Origin of the sequence: Erythrobacter donghaensis (assembly GCF_002155425.1) — a bacterium.
GTDB lineage: Bacteria > Pseudomonadota > Alphaproteobacteria > Sphingomonadales > Sphingomonadaceae > Erythrobacter > Erythrobacter donghaensis.
Map to the genome: position 1 here is coordinate 427,160 of NZ_MUYG01000010.1, position 14,365 is coordinate 441,524.

General features: G+C 66.9%; 13 protein-coding genes and 1 tRNA gene. 8 read left to right on the plus strand and 6 right to left on the minus strand.

Annotated features, from left to right (window positions below; translation table 11 throughout):
* Window positions 1-12: 12 nt before the first annotated feature.
* The 3 genes from BZF59_RS10555 to BZF59_RS10565 all read left to right on the plus strand — a co-directional run bounded on the left by BZF59_RS10555 (window position 13) and on the right by BZF59_RS10565 (window position 3,354).
* Complete coding sequence (locus BZF59_RS10555; protein ID WP_086608198.1) at window positions 13-354, plus strand: YbaB/EbfC family nucleoid-associated protein; 342 nt, start codon at window positions 13-15, stop codon at window positions 352-354.
* A 77-nt stretch (window positions 355-431) separates the two neighbouring features.
* A complete protein-coding gene (gene lon, locus BZF59_RS10560; RefSeq protein WP_086608199.1) occupies window positions 432-2,837 on the plus strand; it encodes an endopeptidase La in 2,406 nt (801 codons plus the stop codon).
* 244 nt (window positions 2,838-3,081) lie between these two features.
* On the plus strand, window positions 3,082-3,354 hold the full coding sequence (locus tag BZF59_RS10565; RefSeq protein WP_086608200.1) for an HU family DNA-binding protein: 273 nt from the start codon (window positions 3,082-3,084) through the stop codon (window positions 3,352-3,354).
* 95 nt (window positions 3,355-3,449) lie between these two features.
* On the opposite strand, the gene BZF59_RS10570 is transcribed toward BZF59_RS10565, so the two are convergent.
* The gene (locus BZF59_RS10570; RefSeq protein ID WP_086608201.1) at window positions 3,450-4,349 is read right to left on the minus strand and encodes a hypothetical protein; all 900 of its coding nucleotides are present in this window, start codon (window positions 4,347-4,349) and stop codon (window positions 3,450-3,452) included.
* 26 nt (window positions 4,350-4,375) lie between these two features.
* Window positions 4,376-5,167: a 23S rRNA (guanosine(2251)-2'-O)-methyltransferase RlmB gene (gene rlmB, locus BZF59_RS10575; protein ID WP_158094297.1), complete on the minus strand. Its 792-nt coding sequence runs from the start codon at window positions 5,165-5,167 to the stop codon at window positions 4,376-4,378.
* Between the two features lie 169 nt (window positions 5,168-5,336).
* Here rlmB and BZF59_RS10580 point away from each other — a divergent pair.
* A tRNA-Tyr gene (locus BZF59_RS10580) sits at window positions 5,337-5,422 on the plus strand.
* A gap of 99 nt (window positions 5,423-5,521) precedes the next feature.
* Here the strand turns inward: BZF59_RS10580 and BZF59_RS10585 are convergent.
* The 3 genes from BZF59_RS10585 to BZF59_RS10595 form a co-directional block, all read right to left on the minus strand.
* On the minus strand, window positions 5,522-5,968 hold the full coding sequence (locus BZF59_RS10585; protein ID WP_086608203.1) for an outer membrane beta-barrel protein: 447 nt from the start codon (window positions 5,966-5,968) through the stop codon (window positions 5,522-5,524).
* Window positions 5,969-6,129: 161 nt separating this feature from the next.
* Window positions 6,130-8,514: a YbcC family protein gene (locus tag BZF59_RS10590; protein ID WP_086608204.1), complete on the minus strand. Its 2,385-nt coding sequence runs from the start codon at window positions 8,512-8,514 to the stop codon at window positions 6,130-6,132.
* A gap of 25 nt (window positions 8,515-8,539) precedes the next feature.
* A complete protein-coding gene (locus BZF59_RS10595; RefSeq protein WP_086608205.1) occupies window positions 8,540-10,111 on the minus strand; it encodes a proton-conducting transporter transmembrane domain-containing protein in 1,572 nt (523 codons plus the stop codon).
* 119 nt (window positions 10,112-10,230) lie between these two features.
* On the opposite strand from BZF59_RS10595, the gene BZF59_RS10600 reads away from it, so the two are divergent.
* Genes BZF59_RS10600 through pssA form a run of 4 tightly spaced genes read left to right on the plus strand, consistent with a single transcriptional unit; the run spans window position 10,231 to window position 13,989 of the window.
* Window positions 10,231-11,148, plus strand: coding sequence for a LysR family transcriptional regulator (locus BZF59_RS10600; protein WP_086608206.1), 918 nt, complete (start codon window positions 10,231-10,233; stop codon window positions 11,146-11,148).
* Window positions 11,149-11,160: 12 nt separating this feature from the next.
* Window positions 11,161-12,288: a beta-ketoacyl-ACP synthase III gene (locus tag BZF59_RS10605; RefSeq protein WP_211277384.1), complete on the plus strand. Its 1,128-nt coding sequence runs from the start codon at window positions 11,161-11,163 to the stop codon at window positions 12,286-12,288.
* A 38-nt stretch (window positions 12,289-12,326) separates the two neighbouring features.
* Window positions 12,327-13,079, plus strand: coding sequence for a phosphatidylserine decarboxylase (locus BZF59_RS10610; RefSeq protein WP_086608207.1), 753 nt, complete (start codon window positions 12,327-12,329; stop codon window positions 13,077-13,079).
* Window positions 13,080-13,089: 10 nt separating this feature from the next.
* Entirely contained in the window at window positions 13,090-13,989 is a 900-nt protein-coding gene (gene pssA, locus BZF59_RS10615; protein ID WP_086608208.1) for a CDP-diacylglycerol--serine O-phosphatidyltransferase, read from the plus strand.
* Here the strand turns inward: pssA and BZF59_RS16060 are convergent.
* Window positions 13,925-14,200, minus strand: coding sequence for a hypothetical protein (locus tag BZF59_RS16060; RefSeq protein WP_143738144.1), 276 nt, complete (start codon window positions 14,198-14,200; stop codon window positions 13,925-13,927). The genes pssA and BZF59_RS16060 overlap by 65 nt on opposite strands.
* Window positions 14,201-14,365: the final 165 nt, after the last annotated feature.

Here is a 14,365-nt window from a genome sequence, read left to right on the forward strand (position 1 = left end):
GAGTCCCCGCCCATGAAGTCGATGGAAGAAATGATGGCCGCCGCCCAGAAGGCCGCCGAGACCATTCAGAAGCAGATGAACGAGATGCAGGTGAAGCTCGACTCGATCGAGGTCGAGGGCACGGCGGGCGGAGGCCTCGTGAAGGTCCGCGCCAGCGCAAAGGGCCGAATCCTTGGCGTGAGCATCGACGACAGCCTAATGGTGCCCGACGACAAGCAGATCCTCGAAGACCTCGTCGCCGCCGCCTTCAACGACGCGCGCGACCGAGCCGACCGCGTCTCGGAACAGCAGATGCGCGACATGCAGGGCTCGATGGGCCTGCCGCCGGGGTTCAACCTGCCCGGAATGGGGTGAGGGGGGCCGCTCGGGCGTCCACAGCTTAGCCTGACCATGCCATTGCGGGAGCGGACAGGCCTTCCCATATCTTGGGCATGACACAGACCTTCCCCCTCCTCCCCTTGCGCGACATTGTCGTTTTCCCCGGCATGGTCGTCCCCCTCTTTGTCGGGCGCGACAAGTCCGTGGCTGCGCTTGAAGCGGCGATGGAAGCTTCCAAGGATATCGTCCTGCTTGCCCAGCTCGATCCGGGCTGTGACGATCCTGAGGGCGATGACCTTTACGATGTCGGCGTGATCGCGCAGGTGCTCCAGCTGCTCAAGCTGCCGGACGGCACGGTGCGCGTGCTGGTCGAAGGCAAGACCCGTGCGCGCCTCTCCGCGCTCGAGAATGTCGGAACCCATCTGCTCGCCGAAGTCGATCTGATCGCGCCCGAGACCGTCTCGGGCAGCGAGGTCACCGCGCTGATGCGGCAGGTGACCGAACAGTTCGGCGAATACGTCAAGCTCAACAAGAAGATGGGCGAAGATGCCGGGGTCGATCTGGCCGATGTCGATGATGCCGGGCAGCTGGCCGACACCATTGCCGCCGCGATCAGCGCCAAGGTGGCCGACAAGCAGAGCCTGCTGACCGAGACCAGCCCGCTGAAGCGGCTCGAACTCGTGATGGCCTTCATGGAAGGCGAGCTGTCGGTGCTGCAGGTCGAACGCCGCATCCGCGGGCGCGTGAAGCGCCAGATGGAGAAGACCCAGCGCGAATATTACCTCAACGAACAGCTGAAGGCGATCCAGAGCGAGCTCGGCGGTGATGGCGAGGAAGGCAACGAGATTGCCGAGCTGACCGAAAAGATCGAGAAGGCCAAGCTTTCCAAGGAAGCCAAGGCCAAGGCGCAGGCCGAGCTGAAGAAGCTGCGCTCGATGCAGCCGATGAGCGCTGAGGCGACGGTGATCCGCAATTATCTCGACGTGCTGCTCGGCCTGCCGTGGGGCAAGAAGTCGAAGCTGAAGCGGGATATCGGCAAGGCGCAGGAAGTCCTCGATGCGGATCACTATGCGCTGGAGAAGGTCAAGGACCGCATCGTCGAATATCTCGCGGTGCAGGCGCGGACCAACAAGCTTAAAGGTCCGATCCTGTGCCTCGTCGGCCCCCCGGGCGTGGGCAAGACCTCGCTGGGCAAGTCCATCGCCAAGGCGACGGGGCGCGAATTCGTTCGCCAGTCGCTCGGCGGGGTGCGCGACGAGGCGGAGATCCGCGGCCACCGGCGCACTTACATAGGCTCGATGCCGGGCAAGATCGTCGCCAATCTGAAGAAGGCCGGGACCAGCAACCCGCTGTTCCTGCTCGACGAGATCGACAAGCTTGGCCAGGACTTCCGCGGCGATCCGGCTTCGGCGCTGCTGGAAGTGCTCGACCCCGAGCAGAACGCCAAGTTCCAGGACCACTACCTGGAGCTCGACCTCGACCTTTCCGACATCATGTTCGTGTGCACCGCGAACAGCCTCAACCTGCCGCAGCCGCTGCTTGACCGGATGGAGATCATCCGGCTCGAAGGCTACACCGAGGATGAGAAGGTCGAGATCGCCCAGCGCCACCTGATCGAAAAGCAGGTCAAGGCGCACGGGCTCAAGGCGGACGAATTCACGCTCACCGAAGAGGCCCTGCGCGATCTGATCCGCTACTACACCCGCGAGGCAGGCGTGCGCACGCTGGAGCGCGAGATTGCCAAGCTGTGCCGCAAGTCCTTGCGGCAGATTCTCGAAAAGAAGGCCGACAGCATCACCATCACGCCAGAAAACCTCGGCGATTTCTCCGGCGTGCGCCGCTTCAAGCATGGCGTGTCCGAAGAGGAGGCGCAGGTCGGCGCGGTCACCGGGCTCGCCTGGACTTCGGTGGGGGGCGAATTGCTCACCATCGAAAGCGTCACCACGCCCGGCAAGGGCGAGGTCAAGACCACCGGCAAGTTGGGTCAGGTGATGAACGAAAGCGTCGCCGCGGCGTTCAGCTTCGTCAAGGCGCGCGCGCCAGCCTACGGGATCAAGCCGAGCCTGATCAACCGCAAGAACGTCCACATCCACTTGCCCGAGGGCGCGGTGCCCAAGGACGGACCGAGCGCCGGGATCGGTATGGTCACCTCGATCGTCTCGACCCTCACCGGGATTGCGGTGCGCCCCGACGTGGCGATGACCGGCGAAGTGACCCTGCGCGGGCGCGTGCTGGCGATCGGGGGCCTTAAGGAAAAGCTGCTCGCCGCGCTGCGTGGCGGGATCAAGACAGTGCTGATCCCCGAGGAGAACCTCAAGGACCTCGCCGAAATCCCTGCCAACGCCAAGGCGGGGCTGGAGATCGTCCCCGTCGCTCATGTCGACGAGGTTTTGGCGCGCGCACTGGTGCAGCCGCTCGAGGCGATCGAGTGGACCGAGGCCGATGATCTCGCCAGCCAGCCGGGCAGTGCCCCTGCTGCGGCAGGGACGGCAAGCCCGGACGTGCCAACCGCACATTGAGCCGCTAGAACAGCGACCTTGCCGTGATTCGCGGCAGGGTCGCTTTCTTTCGAAGACGGCTTGTGTGGCCGGGCCTCAGCCGTATCGCCGATGCTCGACCTGGGATTTCTGTGCGCTTTTCGCACGGGCAAATTGGCTTGGCCTTTTGGCTTTGACAGCCCCTGTAAAAACGTCTCAAGTTTCCGGCTTTGAACGAACGCGATTCCCAACGATCAATGATATCCTGACACGAGGGGGTTCACAGATGAACAAGAACGACCTGATCAGCGCCGTCGCCGATGCCAGCGGCCTGTCCAAAAGCGATGCCTCGAGCGCGGTGGAAAGCGTGTTCGACGCGATTACCAAAGCGCTTTCAGCGGGCGATGAAGTACGGCTGGTTGGCTTCGGCACCTTTTCGGTCGCCAAGCGCAAGGCCTCGATGGGCCGCAACCCGCGCACCGGCGCGCCGATGCCGATCCCGGCTTCGACCCAGCCCAAGTTCAAGGCGGGCAAGGGCCTGAAGGACGCTGTCAACTAACGCGGCCTGGGCATCAGCTTGAGGCCGTCTACGAAAAACCCCGCCAGCCGATTGGGGCTGGCGGGGTTTTTCGTAGGCGGCGCGAGCTGGGCGGGTCAGCCGCCGGTGGCGATCAGGGCGGTCGGCGGCTGCGCGGTGCGCGGGCTGATGCGCCAGGTCAGTGCCTCGCCGGTGGTCTCTGCTGCGGGGCCTTCGTCGGTGTTGTTCGCCAGCACTCGCATCGCGCCCGTGGTGCGCATGGTGAACGTGCCGTCTAGCGCGGGGATGCCGGGGATCGCCTCTGCGGCCTGATCGCCGTCTTGCGCCTCGCTAGCCATACCCATCGCGGCCATCGTTGCGAAAGAACCGGCCCCCAGCATCGTCCCCAACACGCCGGTCTCACTGTTCTGCGCGGCAAAGCCGGGCGCATTGATCCGCACCTGACCGCCCTTGCGCAGGAACACCTGCACGAAGGGATTGGTCGGCGGGAAGCCTTCGATCATCGGGAAGGTGAAATCGTGACCCATGGTGCCGGTCACGCGGTAGCTGACGTCGAACACACCGTCGCCCTTGTGCACCACGCGCTCCCAGCCTTTCTGGCGGGACAGCAGCTTGACCAGCTCGTCGGCGGCCTTGGGGTCGAAGGGATCGATGCCGCCCATCAGCGCGGCCATCTGTTCGGCCTGCTTCTTGGCACTGGCAGCGCGCTCGGCCGCACCGGCCTCCCACTCGGCGCGCTGTTCGGCCTCTTCCTCGGGCGTGCAGTCGCGGCTTTCATAGGTCTCTTCGTCGAAGCAGCTGGGCGCAAAGGCCTCGCCCGCCGCTTCCATCTGCGCCAGCTTGCTGAGGCCGAGGAAGAAGATCTCGCCTTCATAGCTGAAGATGAAGCTATCGGGGCCGGTCAGCACAAGTTCCGAGGTAAACTTGCCGGGGCTCATGAAGCACCCGGTCAAAACAAGCGCGAAGCCCGCCAGCAGCGCGGCGGCGCGCAGGCGAATGGTGGACAACATGGTCATGGCAATACCCCCCTCATACCCGCCTTCTACCCGCGCGTTGCCACCGCATAAAGCGCAATCGCGCCGGCGTTCGAAACGTTGAGGCTCTCCATCGCCGAAGCAATCGGCAAGCGGGCGAGCACGTCGCAATGCGCGGCGATGTTCTGGCGCAGCCCTTCGCCTTCCGCGCCCAGCACGATCGCGACCGGCCCGGTGGGCAGGATGTCGGCGAGCGTCGCCTCGGCCTCCCCCGCCAGCCCGATGCGCCAGTATCCGGCCTCGGCCAGCTCCTCCAGCGCGCGGGCGAGGTTGACCACCCGCACCCAGGGCACGCTTTCGAGCGCTCCCGAGGCCGCCTTGGCCAGCACGCCGCCTTCGGGCGGAGCATGGCGATCCTGCGTCACGATCGCCGCCGCGTTGAAGGCCGCCGCCGAGCGCAGGATCGCGCCGACATTGTGCGGATCGGTCACCTGGTCGAGCACCACGATCGGGCGGCCCGCCTCGCCATTGGCGATTTCATCGAGGAACACGTCCTCCAGCGGCGCGCATTCCAGCACCAGCCCCTGATGCGGCGCATCCTTGGCGACCAGCCGCGCAAGATCGGCGGCTTGCGCGTGCTCGATCGGGAAATCGGCGAGGAGTTCGCCGTCGAGGCTCTCGAGCCCCTCGGGCGTGGCCCACAGCTTCCTGTGCTGACGCTCGGGGTTCTTGAGCGCGGCCTCGACCGCATGGCGGCCCCACAGGCGCACCTGCCCGCTCGACGCCCGGCCCGACCCGCGCCCGCCCTTCATCCGGCCTGCGCGGCCCCTGAGGGCGCGTTTGCGTTCACCTTTGCTCATTTCATCTTCCCGACTGGCGATTTCATGCGCGCCCCCTGCCAGCAGGGCCATTGACAGGCAAGCAGTGCTTCGCCAAAGGGGCGCCTCTCGGCGGCGGGCCCGGCAACGGACTCGCGCTTTTTCAGGGCGGAAACGTCCAGAATCGCCCCCCTCGAGCAGGGGACTGTGTGGACAGGTGGCCGAGTGGTTAAAGGCAGCAGACTGTAAATCTGCCCGCGCAAGCGTACGCTGGTTCGAATCCAGCCCTGTCCACCACCTTCTTCCTTCGGTGCTGTCCAGAATGGCCTCCGGCCCGTGCGGGTCGGCGGGAAGGCGTTTGGGGGGCAGCGCTGCGCCACCCCCCTTGCGCGAGTATCAGAAGCGCAGGCCGACGCCGACCGCGACGCGGTTGACGTCGCTGTCGAGGTAGCGCTGATACTGCAGGCTCAGCAGCGCCTTTTCGCTGACATTGTGCTGGACGCCGGCGCCGATCACCGCGTCGTCAAAATCGAATCCGGTTTCATAGGCATAGCCGACCAGGCCGAAGACCTTGGTGTTGTCGCCAACCTTGGTGCCGAGACGGGCGTTTACGCCAATCGTCGGGTCGACGAAATCGAAGTTGGTATCGGCCACCGCCTCGACGCCGGCGAAGAGGTCGCCGCCGAGATCAAAGTCGTGCCCGACGGCCAGACCGATGGTTTCGTCCGAAACGCCGCAGCACCACACGATCCCGGTGCGGACTTCGACGCGGGTTTCGTCGGCCTGGGCCGAGGTGGCGATGGCGGCGAGAGAGGCCGCAGCGGCGAAAGTAGCAAGACGCATTTCTATTCCTTTTTTGTTGTTTGCACCCGGTATCGAATCCGGGGCGCGCGTCTTAGCTTGGCGTTCTCGCAGCGCCAGAGGGGAGATGAGATGTTCCCATATTTCAGGGCGATGTGGCAATCACGCCACAGGCGTCAGGGGCTCTCCCGCTTCACCCGGGCTCAGGCTGCCATGCTCTGCGGTCCGGCTTCGGCAAAGCCGCGTCCGGGCACATAGCGGGCATCGACCTTGCCGTCCTTCAGCGCAAACAGGTGCAGCCAGCCATTGTCGAACAGCGCGCGCACCTGCGGGTGCTTCTCCAGCACTCTCAGCATTTCCTCGCGCGGGGCTTCGATCATCACGCTGAGGCGCAGCGGTTCATGCATCAGCCTGTCGCCATCATGCACCGCCTGCCACGGCAGCCCGGCGCGCAAGGTTCCGCCATTGCCCTCGATCACGCCGATACCGCCGACGACATTATGGATCAGCTTGTTGCCCCCGCCGAACATCTCGGGCGCAACGCTGGAGCCGTAATATTGCAGGCTGATCCAGCTCGCCACCACGACAGGCGCGGTGATGATCAGTTCGAGCGTGCCGAAGCCTTCGTCCGCCTGCCAGTCATAGGAGTGGAGGAAGGCCCGCCCGCCGAGGTCGCGGCCCGTGGTCGCGCTGCGGGGGGCGGCGATGAAGGCGGCGCATCCGGCAAGGCCCCATTCAGGGCGGATCTCGGCCCAGTTGAGCGCCCGCGCGGCGATAGCATCCCCGCGCGCGCCCGGCAAACGCACGGCGCGTTCTGCCCGGGCGAGCTTGGCGGCCTGTGCCAGCCACGTGCGCACCCGCGTCAGATCGCCGCTGCGCGCGGGCGGCAGGCTGTCTTCGTAGAGGGTGATTGCATCGGTGGTCGTGTCGTGCAGCCCGGCGACGAACAGCGTATCCTCGGCAACCTCTACGCCGCGTGCGGCCAGACCGGCGCGGGTTTCGGGGTCGTTGAGCAGGATCGCCAGCAAGCGAGCGGAGACCTCGCCGGTGTAGCCCCCGCAGGCGCCGCAGTGATAGGCGCTTTCGTGCGGGTTGTTGGTGACGTTCCCGCCATGGCCGAGCAGCAGCACGATTGCGCCGTGGCCCTTGGTGAGGCTCATCGCCTTGAGCACCGCCGCGCCGGTATCGGCCTTGGCCTCGGCGCTCATGCCGCCGATCACTTCCGGGGCGGGCTCGGCCTTGGGCTTGCTGGCCAGCCCCAGCGCCGACTTCACCAGCTTGACTGCATAGACCGGCCCCATCGCTTCGACAAAGGCGAAGGAGGAGACGGCGGCTTGCCGGAACCGGCCCCAGGCGCGCGCGGTGCGGGCGGCGATGCGGCTGGCCTGATCGCGCGCCGGATCGCCCGCGCTCGAGGTGTGGACCGCCGGGTAGAGCAGCACCGGCAGGCGCGCTTCGAGCGTGTCCGAACCATGTGCGTGGTGGGCCAGCGGCAGGCCGAAGAAGCCGGCAAAGCCGATGGTTGCGATCGCGGGATCGATGCTCTCCAGCGCACGGCGGAACACTTCCGAGCGCACGTCGATGCAGAAGGCGGCTTGAAGGAAGGGGCGGGTGACCTCCGGCGCGGCATTGCCTTCGAGCGCGGCGGCAAGGCGGCGCTGGTGGCCGCGATCGGCGGCGTCCTGCAGGATCGCCAGCGCGACCTCGTCGGGTGAAGGAGCGAGCGGCGCTGCGTGGGCGGCGACGGTTTCGGCCCATTGTGCGGCGATGGCGGGGGTCTGCACCAGCAGCGCTTCGTCCCAGATCATGCGGATCGCGATGAGATCGACCAGCGTGCGGTCGGTGTCGCCCCGCAATTCGGCTTGCCACAGCAGCCAGCGCGCGTGCTGGGCCCAGCCGCCGAGGCTCATGGCGAGCCGGTGCAGCGCAGTCGGCGCGGCGGCGTCGGTGAGGCCGAGGGTTTCGGCCGCCGAAAGGATCGCGCGCTCGGTGGTGTCGGGCGCGCAGGCGACATGAGCGCAAAACTCGTCGAGCCCGGCGATTTCCGGGGTGAGGTCATGCATCGCCCAGGCGCGCCAGGCGGCGAAGGCCTCGGCGCCGGGGGCGGGCGACCACAGCGCCTGCCCGCGGTCGAAGTGACCGGCGGCCCACAGGCCGATGCACTTGTCGATCAGCGCGGGCCAGTCGATCCCGGTCGCTTCGGCGGCGAGATCGGCGACAGTCGGCAGCGCGCGCGGATCGGGGCCAGCGCCCAGCGTTTCGGCCACTTCCCGCAGCGCCGTGACATTGGCGGGCTTGAGCGGCGAGGGCGAGGCGGCGAGCGCTTCGGCGAGGTCATCCGCGCTGATCGTCCCTTGCGCGATGGCGGCGACATAGTCCGCGCCGGTCTGGGTGACGCGCACCCCGGCGACCCGCGCCAGCCGCGCGGCGGTGGCGGCGAGATCCTCTCCGGTCTGTCCGAGGAAGGGGTTCACCGCGACGGTCGCATCCAGCGGAAAGGCGGGCGGAATGGCGCGGGCGGCGGCCTCGGCCGCGTCGAGCACCGCGGAGAAGCGGGCCGGGGCGATGTCGGCGTGAGTCATCAGCATGGCAGGTCTCCTTGGAAGGCTCGGGTCAGCTCTCGCCCGCGGTGCGGGTGGCGGTGCGGAAGCCGCCGAGCGCGCGGTCGAGCAGGGCGTTGAGATAGAGGCCGTTGGCGAGGTGGACGCGCAGGCCGGCGGTGGCCGGGTGGTGTGCCCACAGCGGGAACAGCGCCTGAGCGAAGGCGACGAGGCCGAAGCTCGCGACTGCGATCACCAGCATCGCCCATTCCAGATCGGTCGGCGCCGGAGCCGTCGGCAGCAGCGCCCCCCAGATCGCCTGCGCGATGCTCTGAAAGCTGAAGTAACCGACGGCAGCGGCCAAAGCAGCGGCGACGGTGCGCTTGGTCAGGGCCACCGGCGCGCGGTCGGCAAGGCCCTGCGCGACAAGGTAGGCAACCCCGAAGATCAGGATCGCGCCCAGCGCCAGCGCTTGCGGCGACTTAGGGCCGAATGCGGCGGTGAAGATCGCGGCGATGGCGGCGAAGATGGCGAGCGCCAGCGCGAAGCTCTTGAGCACAGCAGCCACGCTCGGCGCGGCGACCGGGCCAGGGCGGCGGATGCTCGCGACCTCGGCTACAGCGCCTCCCGAGGAGAGGAAGGCGTGCGCCTTGTAGAGCGAGTGGGCGACGATGTGGAGCAGCGCCAGCGTCCACAGGCCGAGCCCGCATTGCAGCAGCATGAAGCCCATTTGCGAGATCGTCGACCAAGCGAGCGCGGTCTTGATCGCGCTCTGGGTGAGCATCACGGCTGCCCCGAACAGCGCGGTCAATCCGCCGATCAGTACCAGCGCGGCCATCGCGCCGGGGCTCGTCTGCACAAGCGGAGCAAGCGTGATCAGCAGCACGCCGCCCGCGTTGATGATCCCGGCGTGGAGCAGCGCGGAGACGGGGGTGGGGGCCTCCATCACTTCGGTCAGCCAGCCGTGCAGCGGGAAGGCTGCGGTCTTGAGCGCGGCGGCGATGACAATGGCGGCGACCGCGAGGGTTCCGGCAAGCCCGAGGCCCTCGGCGGCGAGTGCGACAGGCAACGCGGCAACATCGAGCGTGCCGAAGCGGGCGAAGAGCAGCGCCGCCGCACACACCAGCATCGCATCGCCGATGTGCCAGACGACCGCAAACTTGGTCGCCGCGCGCTGGGCCTCGGGCCGATCGGGGTAGAACAGCAGCAGCCGTTTGAGGGTCAGGCCGACGGCGATCGCGGCAAGGATCATGGTCGGCAGCGTGCCCGCCTGTACGAACACCAGCACCGCCATGAGCGTTGCGAGCATCAGCCCATGAAAGGCCCCCTCGCGCGCCTCGCCATCAAGGTAGGTGCGGCTGTAGCGCATCACGATCCAGCCGATGAAGCCGACCAGTGTGGCGACGCTTGCGCTGACGAGGTCGGCGCGCAGGGCGAGGGTGAAGGGGCCGGCGGGCAGGGCTGCGCCGGTGGCAGCTCCCATCGCAGTCTGGACAAGGCCGCCCAGCGCCAGCGCCAGCGCTGCCAGCGCGGCAGTCTCGGACAAGCGCGGCAGGGCGCCCGGGCGCTGGCCGGGGCGGACGATGGCGAGCAGGATCACCGGCAGCAGGGCCAGCGGGGCGAGCATGGTGAGGGCGATCGGCATCGGGACACTCCGGCAGCGATTGGGCTGCCGGACGGATAGAGTCTGGACGAAATTAAAGAAAATACATATTTTGCGGGCAAACGTTCGTCTCAACAGAACAATCAAGCCGCAGGAGCCCCATGGCGACTCTCAATCTGCACCACCTGCGCCTGTTCCGCGCCACCGCGCGCGAAGGCACCCTGACCGCCGCCGCGCGCGCGCTCAACATCTCGCAAAGCGCGGTCTCGACTCAGATCAAGGCACTCGAGGCCGATCTCGGGCACGACCTGTTCGAACGGCGCGGGCGCAATCTGGTGCTGACCGAGGCGGGGCGGATCGCGCTGGACTATGCCGAGCAGATCTTTCGTGCTTCCGAACAGCTCACCGCCACCTTCCGCGCGGTTGGCGAGCAGCGCAAGGTGCTGCGCGTCGGCGCGCTGGCGACACTGTCGCGTAATTTCCAGATGCAGTTCCTTGCGCCCTTGCTGGGCCGGGACGATGTCGAGGTGGTGCTGCGATCGGGCACGCAAGCCTCGCTGCTTCGCGCGCTCGAGGCGATGAGCATCGACGTGCTGCTGACCAACCAGGTCCCGGCGCGCGATGCAGCGAGTCCCTATCTGGTGCGCCGGATCGACGAGCAACCGGTCAGTCTCGTCGGTACCCGCAGCCGACTGGCGCTGGCCGCGCAGGGCCTGCCGCGTCTGCTCGCCCATGCGCCGCTGATCCTGCCGACGCCCGAGACCGCGCTGCGGGCCGGGTTTGACGCGATGATCGAACAGATGGGCATTGTCCCGCGCATCGCTGCCGAAGCCGACGACATGGCGATGCTGCGCCTGCTTGCGCGCGCGGATGCAGGCGTTGCGGTGATTCCGCCGATTGTGGTGCGCGACGAGCTGGCCGCGGGCCTGCTCTACGAGTTGTTCCAGCTGCCCGCCATCACCGAGGAATTCCACGCGGTCACCATCGCCCGCACCTTCCCCAATCCGCTGCTGCGCGATGTGCTGGAACCCGATCCTGGCGCGGTGGCAGGGGTTGCAGCCGGGCAGGGCGGACAGTAAGGCGCAGCCCCCATGCAGGAAACGCAAGTCATGCTGACCGGTCGACCCGTCATCTCCGCCACCGGGCTGTTCACCCCGCCCGAGAGCATCACCAACGAAGAGCTGGTCGCCAGCTTCAACGCCTATGTTGATCGCCACAATGCGGCGCATCCCGAGGCTGAGCCGCTGGCCTATTCCTCGGTCGAATTCATCGAGAAGGCGAGCGGGATCAAGGCGCGCCACGTGATGAGCAAAGCGCCGATCCTCGATCCCGACACCATGTGCCCGCGCCTGCCCGAGCGGCCCAATGACGAATTGTCGGTCATGGCCGAGATCGGCGTGGCGGCGGCCCGGCAGGCGCTCGAGCGCGCGGGCCGCAAGCCCGAGGACGTGGACGCGGTGCTGTGCGCGGCTTCGAACATGCAGCGCGCCTATCCGGCGATGGCGATCGAGATCCAGCAGGCGCTGGGGATTGAGGGCTTCGGCTTCGATATGAATGTCGCCTGCTCCTCGGCCACCTTCGGCATCCAGACCGCCGCCGACTATGTGCGCGCGGGCAATGCGAAAAGCGTGCTGGTGGTCAGCCCCGAAATCACGTCCGGCCACCTCAACTGGCGCGACCGCGACAGCCACTTCATTTTCGGCGATGTCGCCACCGCGGTGCTGGTGGAGGATGCCGCGATTGCCCCGGCGCAGCATTGGGACATCCTCGGTACCCGGCTGAAGACGGTATTCTCGAACAACATCCGCAACAATTTCGGCTTTCTCAACCGCGCCGCGCCCGAAGGCGAGGGCACGCCCGACAAGCTGTTCGTGCAGGAGGGGCGCAAGGTCTTCAAGGAAGTCGTTCCGATGGTGGCGCAGATGATCCTCGAAGAGGCCGATCGGCTGGGGATCGACCCAGCGGCCCTGCGGCGACTGTGGCTGCATCAGGCCAATGCGGGCATGAACCGACTGATTTCGCACAAGGTTCTGGGCCATGAGGCAAGCGAGGACGAAAGCCCGACTGTGCTGGATACCTATGGCAATACTTCGAGCGCGGGGTCGATCATCGCCTTCCACCAGCATTCGGACGACCTGGCACTGGGCGACACCGGGCTGATCTGCTCCTTTGGCGCGGGCTATTCGGCGGGCACCGTCTTTGTGCGCAAGGTCGCGTGAGGTTGCGGCCTTGCGCCGCACCCCCTAGAAGCTGAGCGATGGCAGGCGAAATCCTCGACAACAAGGGACGCGGCGAGGCTGGCTGGGACTGGCCCGCGATCCACCCCGAAGGCCGCAAGTTCGGGCTGATCGCGGCGGCGGTGGGCCTGTTCTTCCTCTGGCCGGTGGGCTGGGGTCTGATCGGCTGGCCGGTGCTGCTGCTGAGCGCGGGGATCTTTGCCTTCTTCCGCGATCCCGAACGCGTGGTGCCGCAAAGCGAGAACGCGATCATTTCGCCCGCCGATGGCTTGGTTACGCTGATCACCGAGGCCGCGCCGCCGCTGGAATTGCAGATCGACGACGGATCGGGACTTGCCGGGCTGGCGGCGGGGCCGGTCACGCGGGTGTCGATCTTCATGAGCGTGTTCGATGTCCACATCAACCGCACGCCGGTGGGGGGCACGGTGCGGCGGGTGGTCTATGTGCCGGGCCGCTTCATGAACGCCGATCTCGACAAGGCGAGCGAGGAAAACGAGCGCCAGCATATCCTGATCGAGCGCAGCGACGGGCTGAAGCTGGGCTTCACCCAGATTGCCGGGCTGGTGGCGCGGAGGATCGTGCCTTTCGTGAAGCCCGGTGATATCGTCGCCAAGGGACAGCGCGTCGGCCTGATCCGCTTCGGAAGCCGGGTCGATGTCTATCTGCCGGCGGGGACCGATCCCAAGGTGATGATCGGCCAGACCGTGATTGCAGGCGAGACGGTGATTGCCGAAATCGGCCAGCGTGGATTGATTGAAGGTATTGCCCAATGAGCCGCCACGCATGAGCCGTCCGCCCCGCAAGCGCGGCGCGCGCGCGATCCCCGGTGCGCGGTTCCTGACCGCACGGCTTGGCCCCAAGGCGGCCGAGGACGAGGATGACGAAGGCCCGATCAAGGATCCGCGCGCCGGCGGGCTGACCTTGCGGGCGATGCTGCCCAACGCGATCACCGCTGCCGCGCTGTGTTCGGGCCTTACCGGCATCCGCTTTGCCACTGAAGGGCAATGGGCCTTCGCCATCGGACTAGTGGTTCTCGCTGGCGTGCTCGACGGGATCGACGGGCGTGTTGCGCGGTTGCTCAACGCACAATCGCGCTTCGGTGCCGAGCTCGATAGCCTCGCCGACTCGATCTCTTTCGGAGTTGCGCCCGCGCTGATCCTGTTCATGTGGTCATTGCAGGACTGGCCGCGCTTCGGCTGGTTCGCCGCGCTGGCCTTCGCGATTTGCTGCGCGCTGCGCCTCGCAAGGTTCAATGCGCGGATCGACATGGACGATCAGCCGCACAAGTCTGCCGGGTTCCTGACCGGCGTTCCGGCTCCCGTCGGTGCGGGGCTGGCCTTCACGCCGTTCTACCTGTGGCACGAGACCGGCATCACGCTGTTTCGCGATCCGGTGCTGATGACCGGGTGGCTGACGGTGATCGCGATCCTGATGATTTCCAACATGGCGACACTCAGCTGGGCTTCGCTGCGCCCGCGCCGTTCGATCCGGCTGCCGCTGATTGCGTTTACCGGCCTCGCCTTTGCCGCCCTGCTGCTGGAGCCGTGGTGGACGCTGGCGGCGATCTGCATCGCCTATCTGGCGCTGATGCCTTACGGGCTCGTCAAATATGGCGCGATCAAGCGGCGGCGCGGGCTGGAAGCGGCGCCATCGCCAGACGTGCCGGGCGACGCAGCGGCGTAACCGCCGCCGCCGCCGGCCGCGCCGGGCGCAGCCGCAGCTCTGCCGCTGCCGCCTGCGCCACAAGCCCGGCTCGCAGCGCCTCGCCTTCCGCCATCAGCCGCCGATAGGCGACGCGCGCCTGCATGAGGCTGTCCGTAATCACGGCCAGAGAAACGAGTCCGGAGAAGGTGAACAGCGCAACAAGCGCGAAAGTGAGGGCAGGCGAGAGCATATCGGTTACTCCTGACGAACTGTTCGATCTTTGTTCCGCTGCTTTGTTCTCCACCTGTTCCAATCTGTCAAGCGGCTTGTTGTCGTCGCGGAAGCAATTTTCTGCCGCAGCAAGACATCGGGGCTGGATTTTGTTCCGGAGGGCCGCTAGAGGCGCGCACGCTCC

What these genes read in the sequence shown, in the direction of transcription:
- BZF59_RS10570 (WP_086608201.1), bottom strand. Translation starts at nt 4,349, where the DNA reads ATGACCATGTTGTCCACCATTCGCCTGCGCGCCGCCGCGCTGCTGGCG.
- BZF59_RS10595 (WP_086608205.1), bottom strand. Translation starts at nt 10,111, where the DNA reads ATGCCGATCGCCCTCACCATGCTCGCCCCGCTGGCCCTGCTGCCGGTG.
- BZF59_RS10610 (WP_086608207.1), top strand. Translation starts at nt 12,327, where the DNA reads ATGGCAGGCGAAATCCTCGACAACAAGGGACGCGGCGAGGCTGGCTGG.
- BZF59_RS10590 (WP_086608204.1), bottom strand. Translation starts at nt 8,514, where the DNA reads ATGCTGATGACTCACGCCGACATCGCCCCGGCCCGCTTCTCCGCGGTG.
- pssA (WP_086608208.1), top strand. Translation starts at nt 13,090, where the DNA reads ATGAGCCGTCCGCCCCGCAAGCGCGGCGCGCGCGCGATCCCCGGTGCG.
- BZF59_RS10600 (WP_086608206.1), top strand. Translation starts at nt 10,231, where the DNA reads ATGGCGACTCTCAATCTGCACCACCTGCGCCTGTTCCGCGCCACCGCG.
- lon (WP_086608199.1), top strand. Translation starts at nt 432, where the DNA reads ATGACACAGACCTTCCCCCTCCTCCCCTTGCGCGACATTGTCGTTTTC.
- BZF59_RS10565 (WP_086608200.1), top strand. Translation starts at nt 3,082, where the DNA reads ATGAACAAGAACGACCTGATCAGCGCCGTCGCCGATGCCAGCGGCCTG.
- BZF59_RS10605 (WP_211277384.1), top strand. Translation starts at nt 11,161, where the DNA reads ATGCAGGAAACGCAAGTCATGCTGACCGGTCGACCCGTCATCTCCGCC.
- BZF59_RS10555 (WP_086608198.1), top strand. Translation starts at nt 13, where the DNA reads ATGAAGTCGATGGAAGAAATGATGGCCGCCGCCCAGAAGGCCGCCGAG.
- BZF59_RS16060 (WP_143738144.1), bottom strand. Translation starts at nt 14,200, where the DNA reads ATGCTCTCGCCTGCCCTCACTTTCGCGCTTGTTGCGCTGTTCACCTTC.
- BZF59_RS10585 (WP_086608203.1), bottom strand. Translation starts at nt 5,968, where the DNA reads ATGCGTCTTGCTACTTTCGCCGCTGCGGCCTCTCTCGCCGCCATCGCC.
- rlmB (WP_158094297.1), bottom strand. Translation starts at nt 5,167, where the DNA reads ATGAGCAAAGGTGAACGCAAACGCGCCCTCAGGGGCCGCGCAGGCCGG.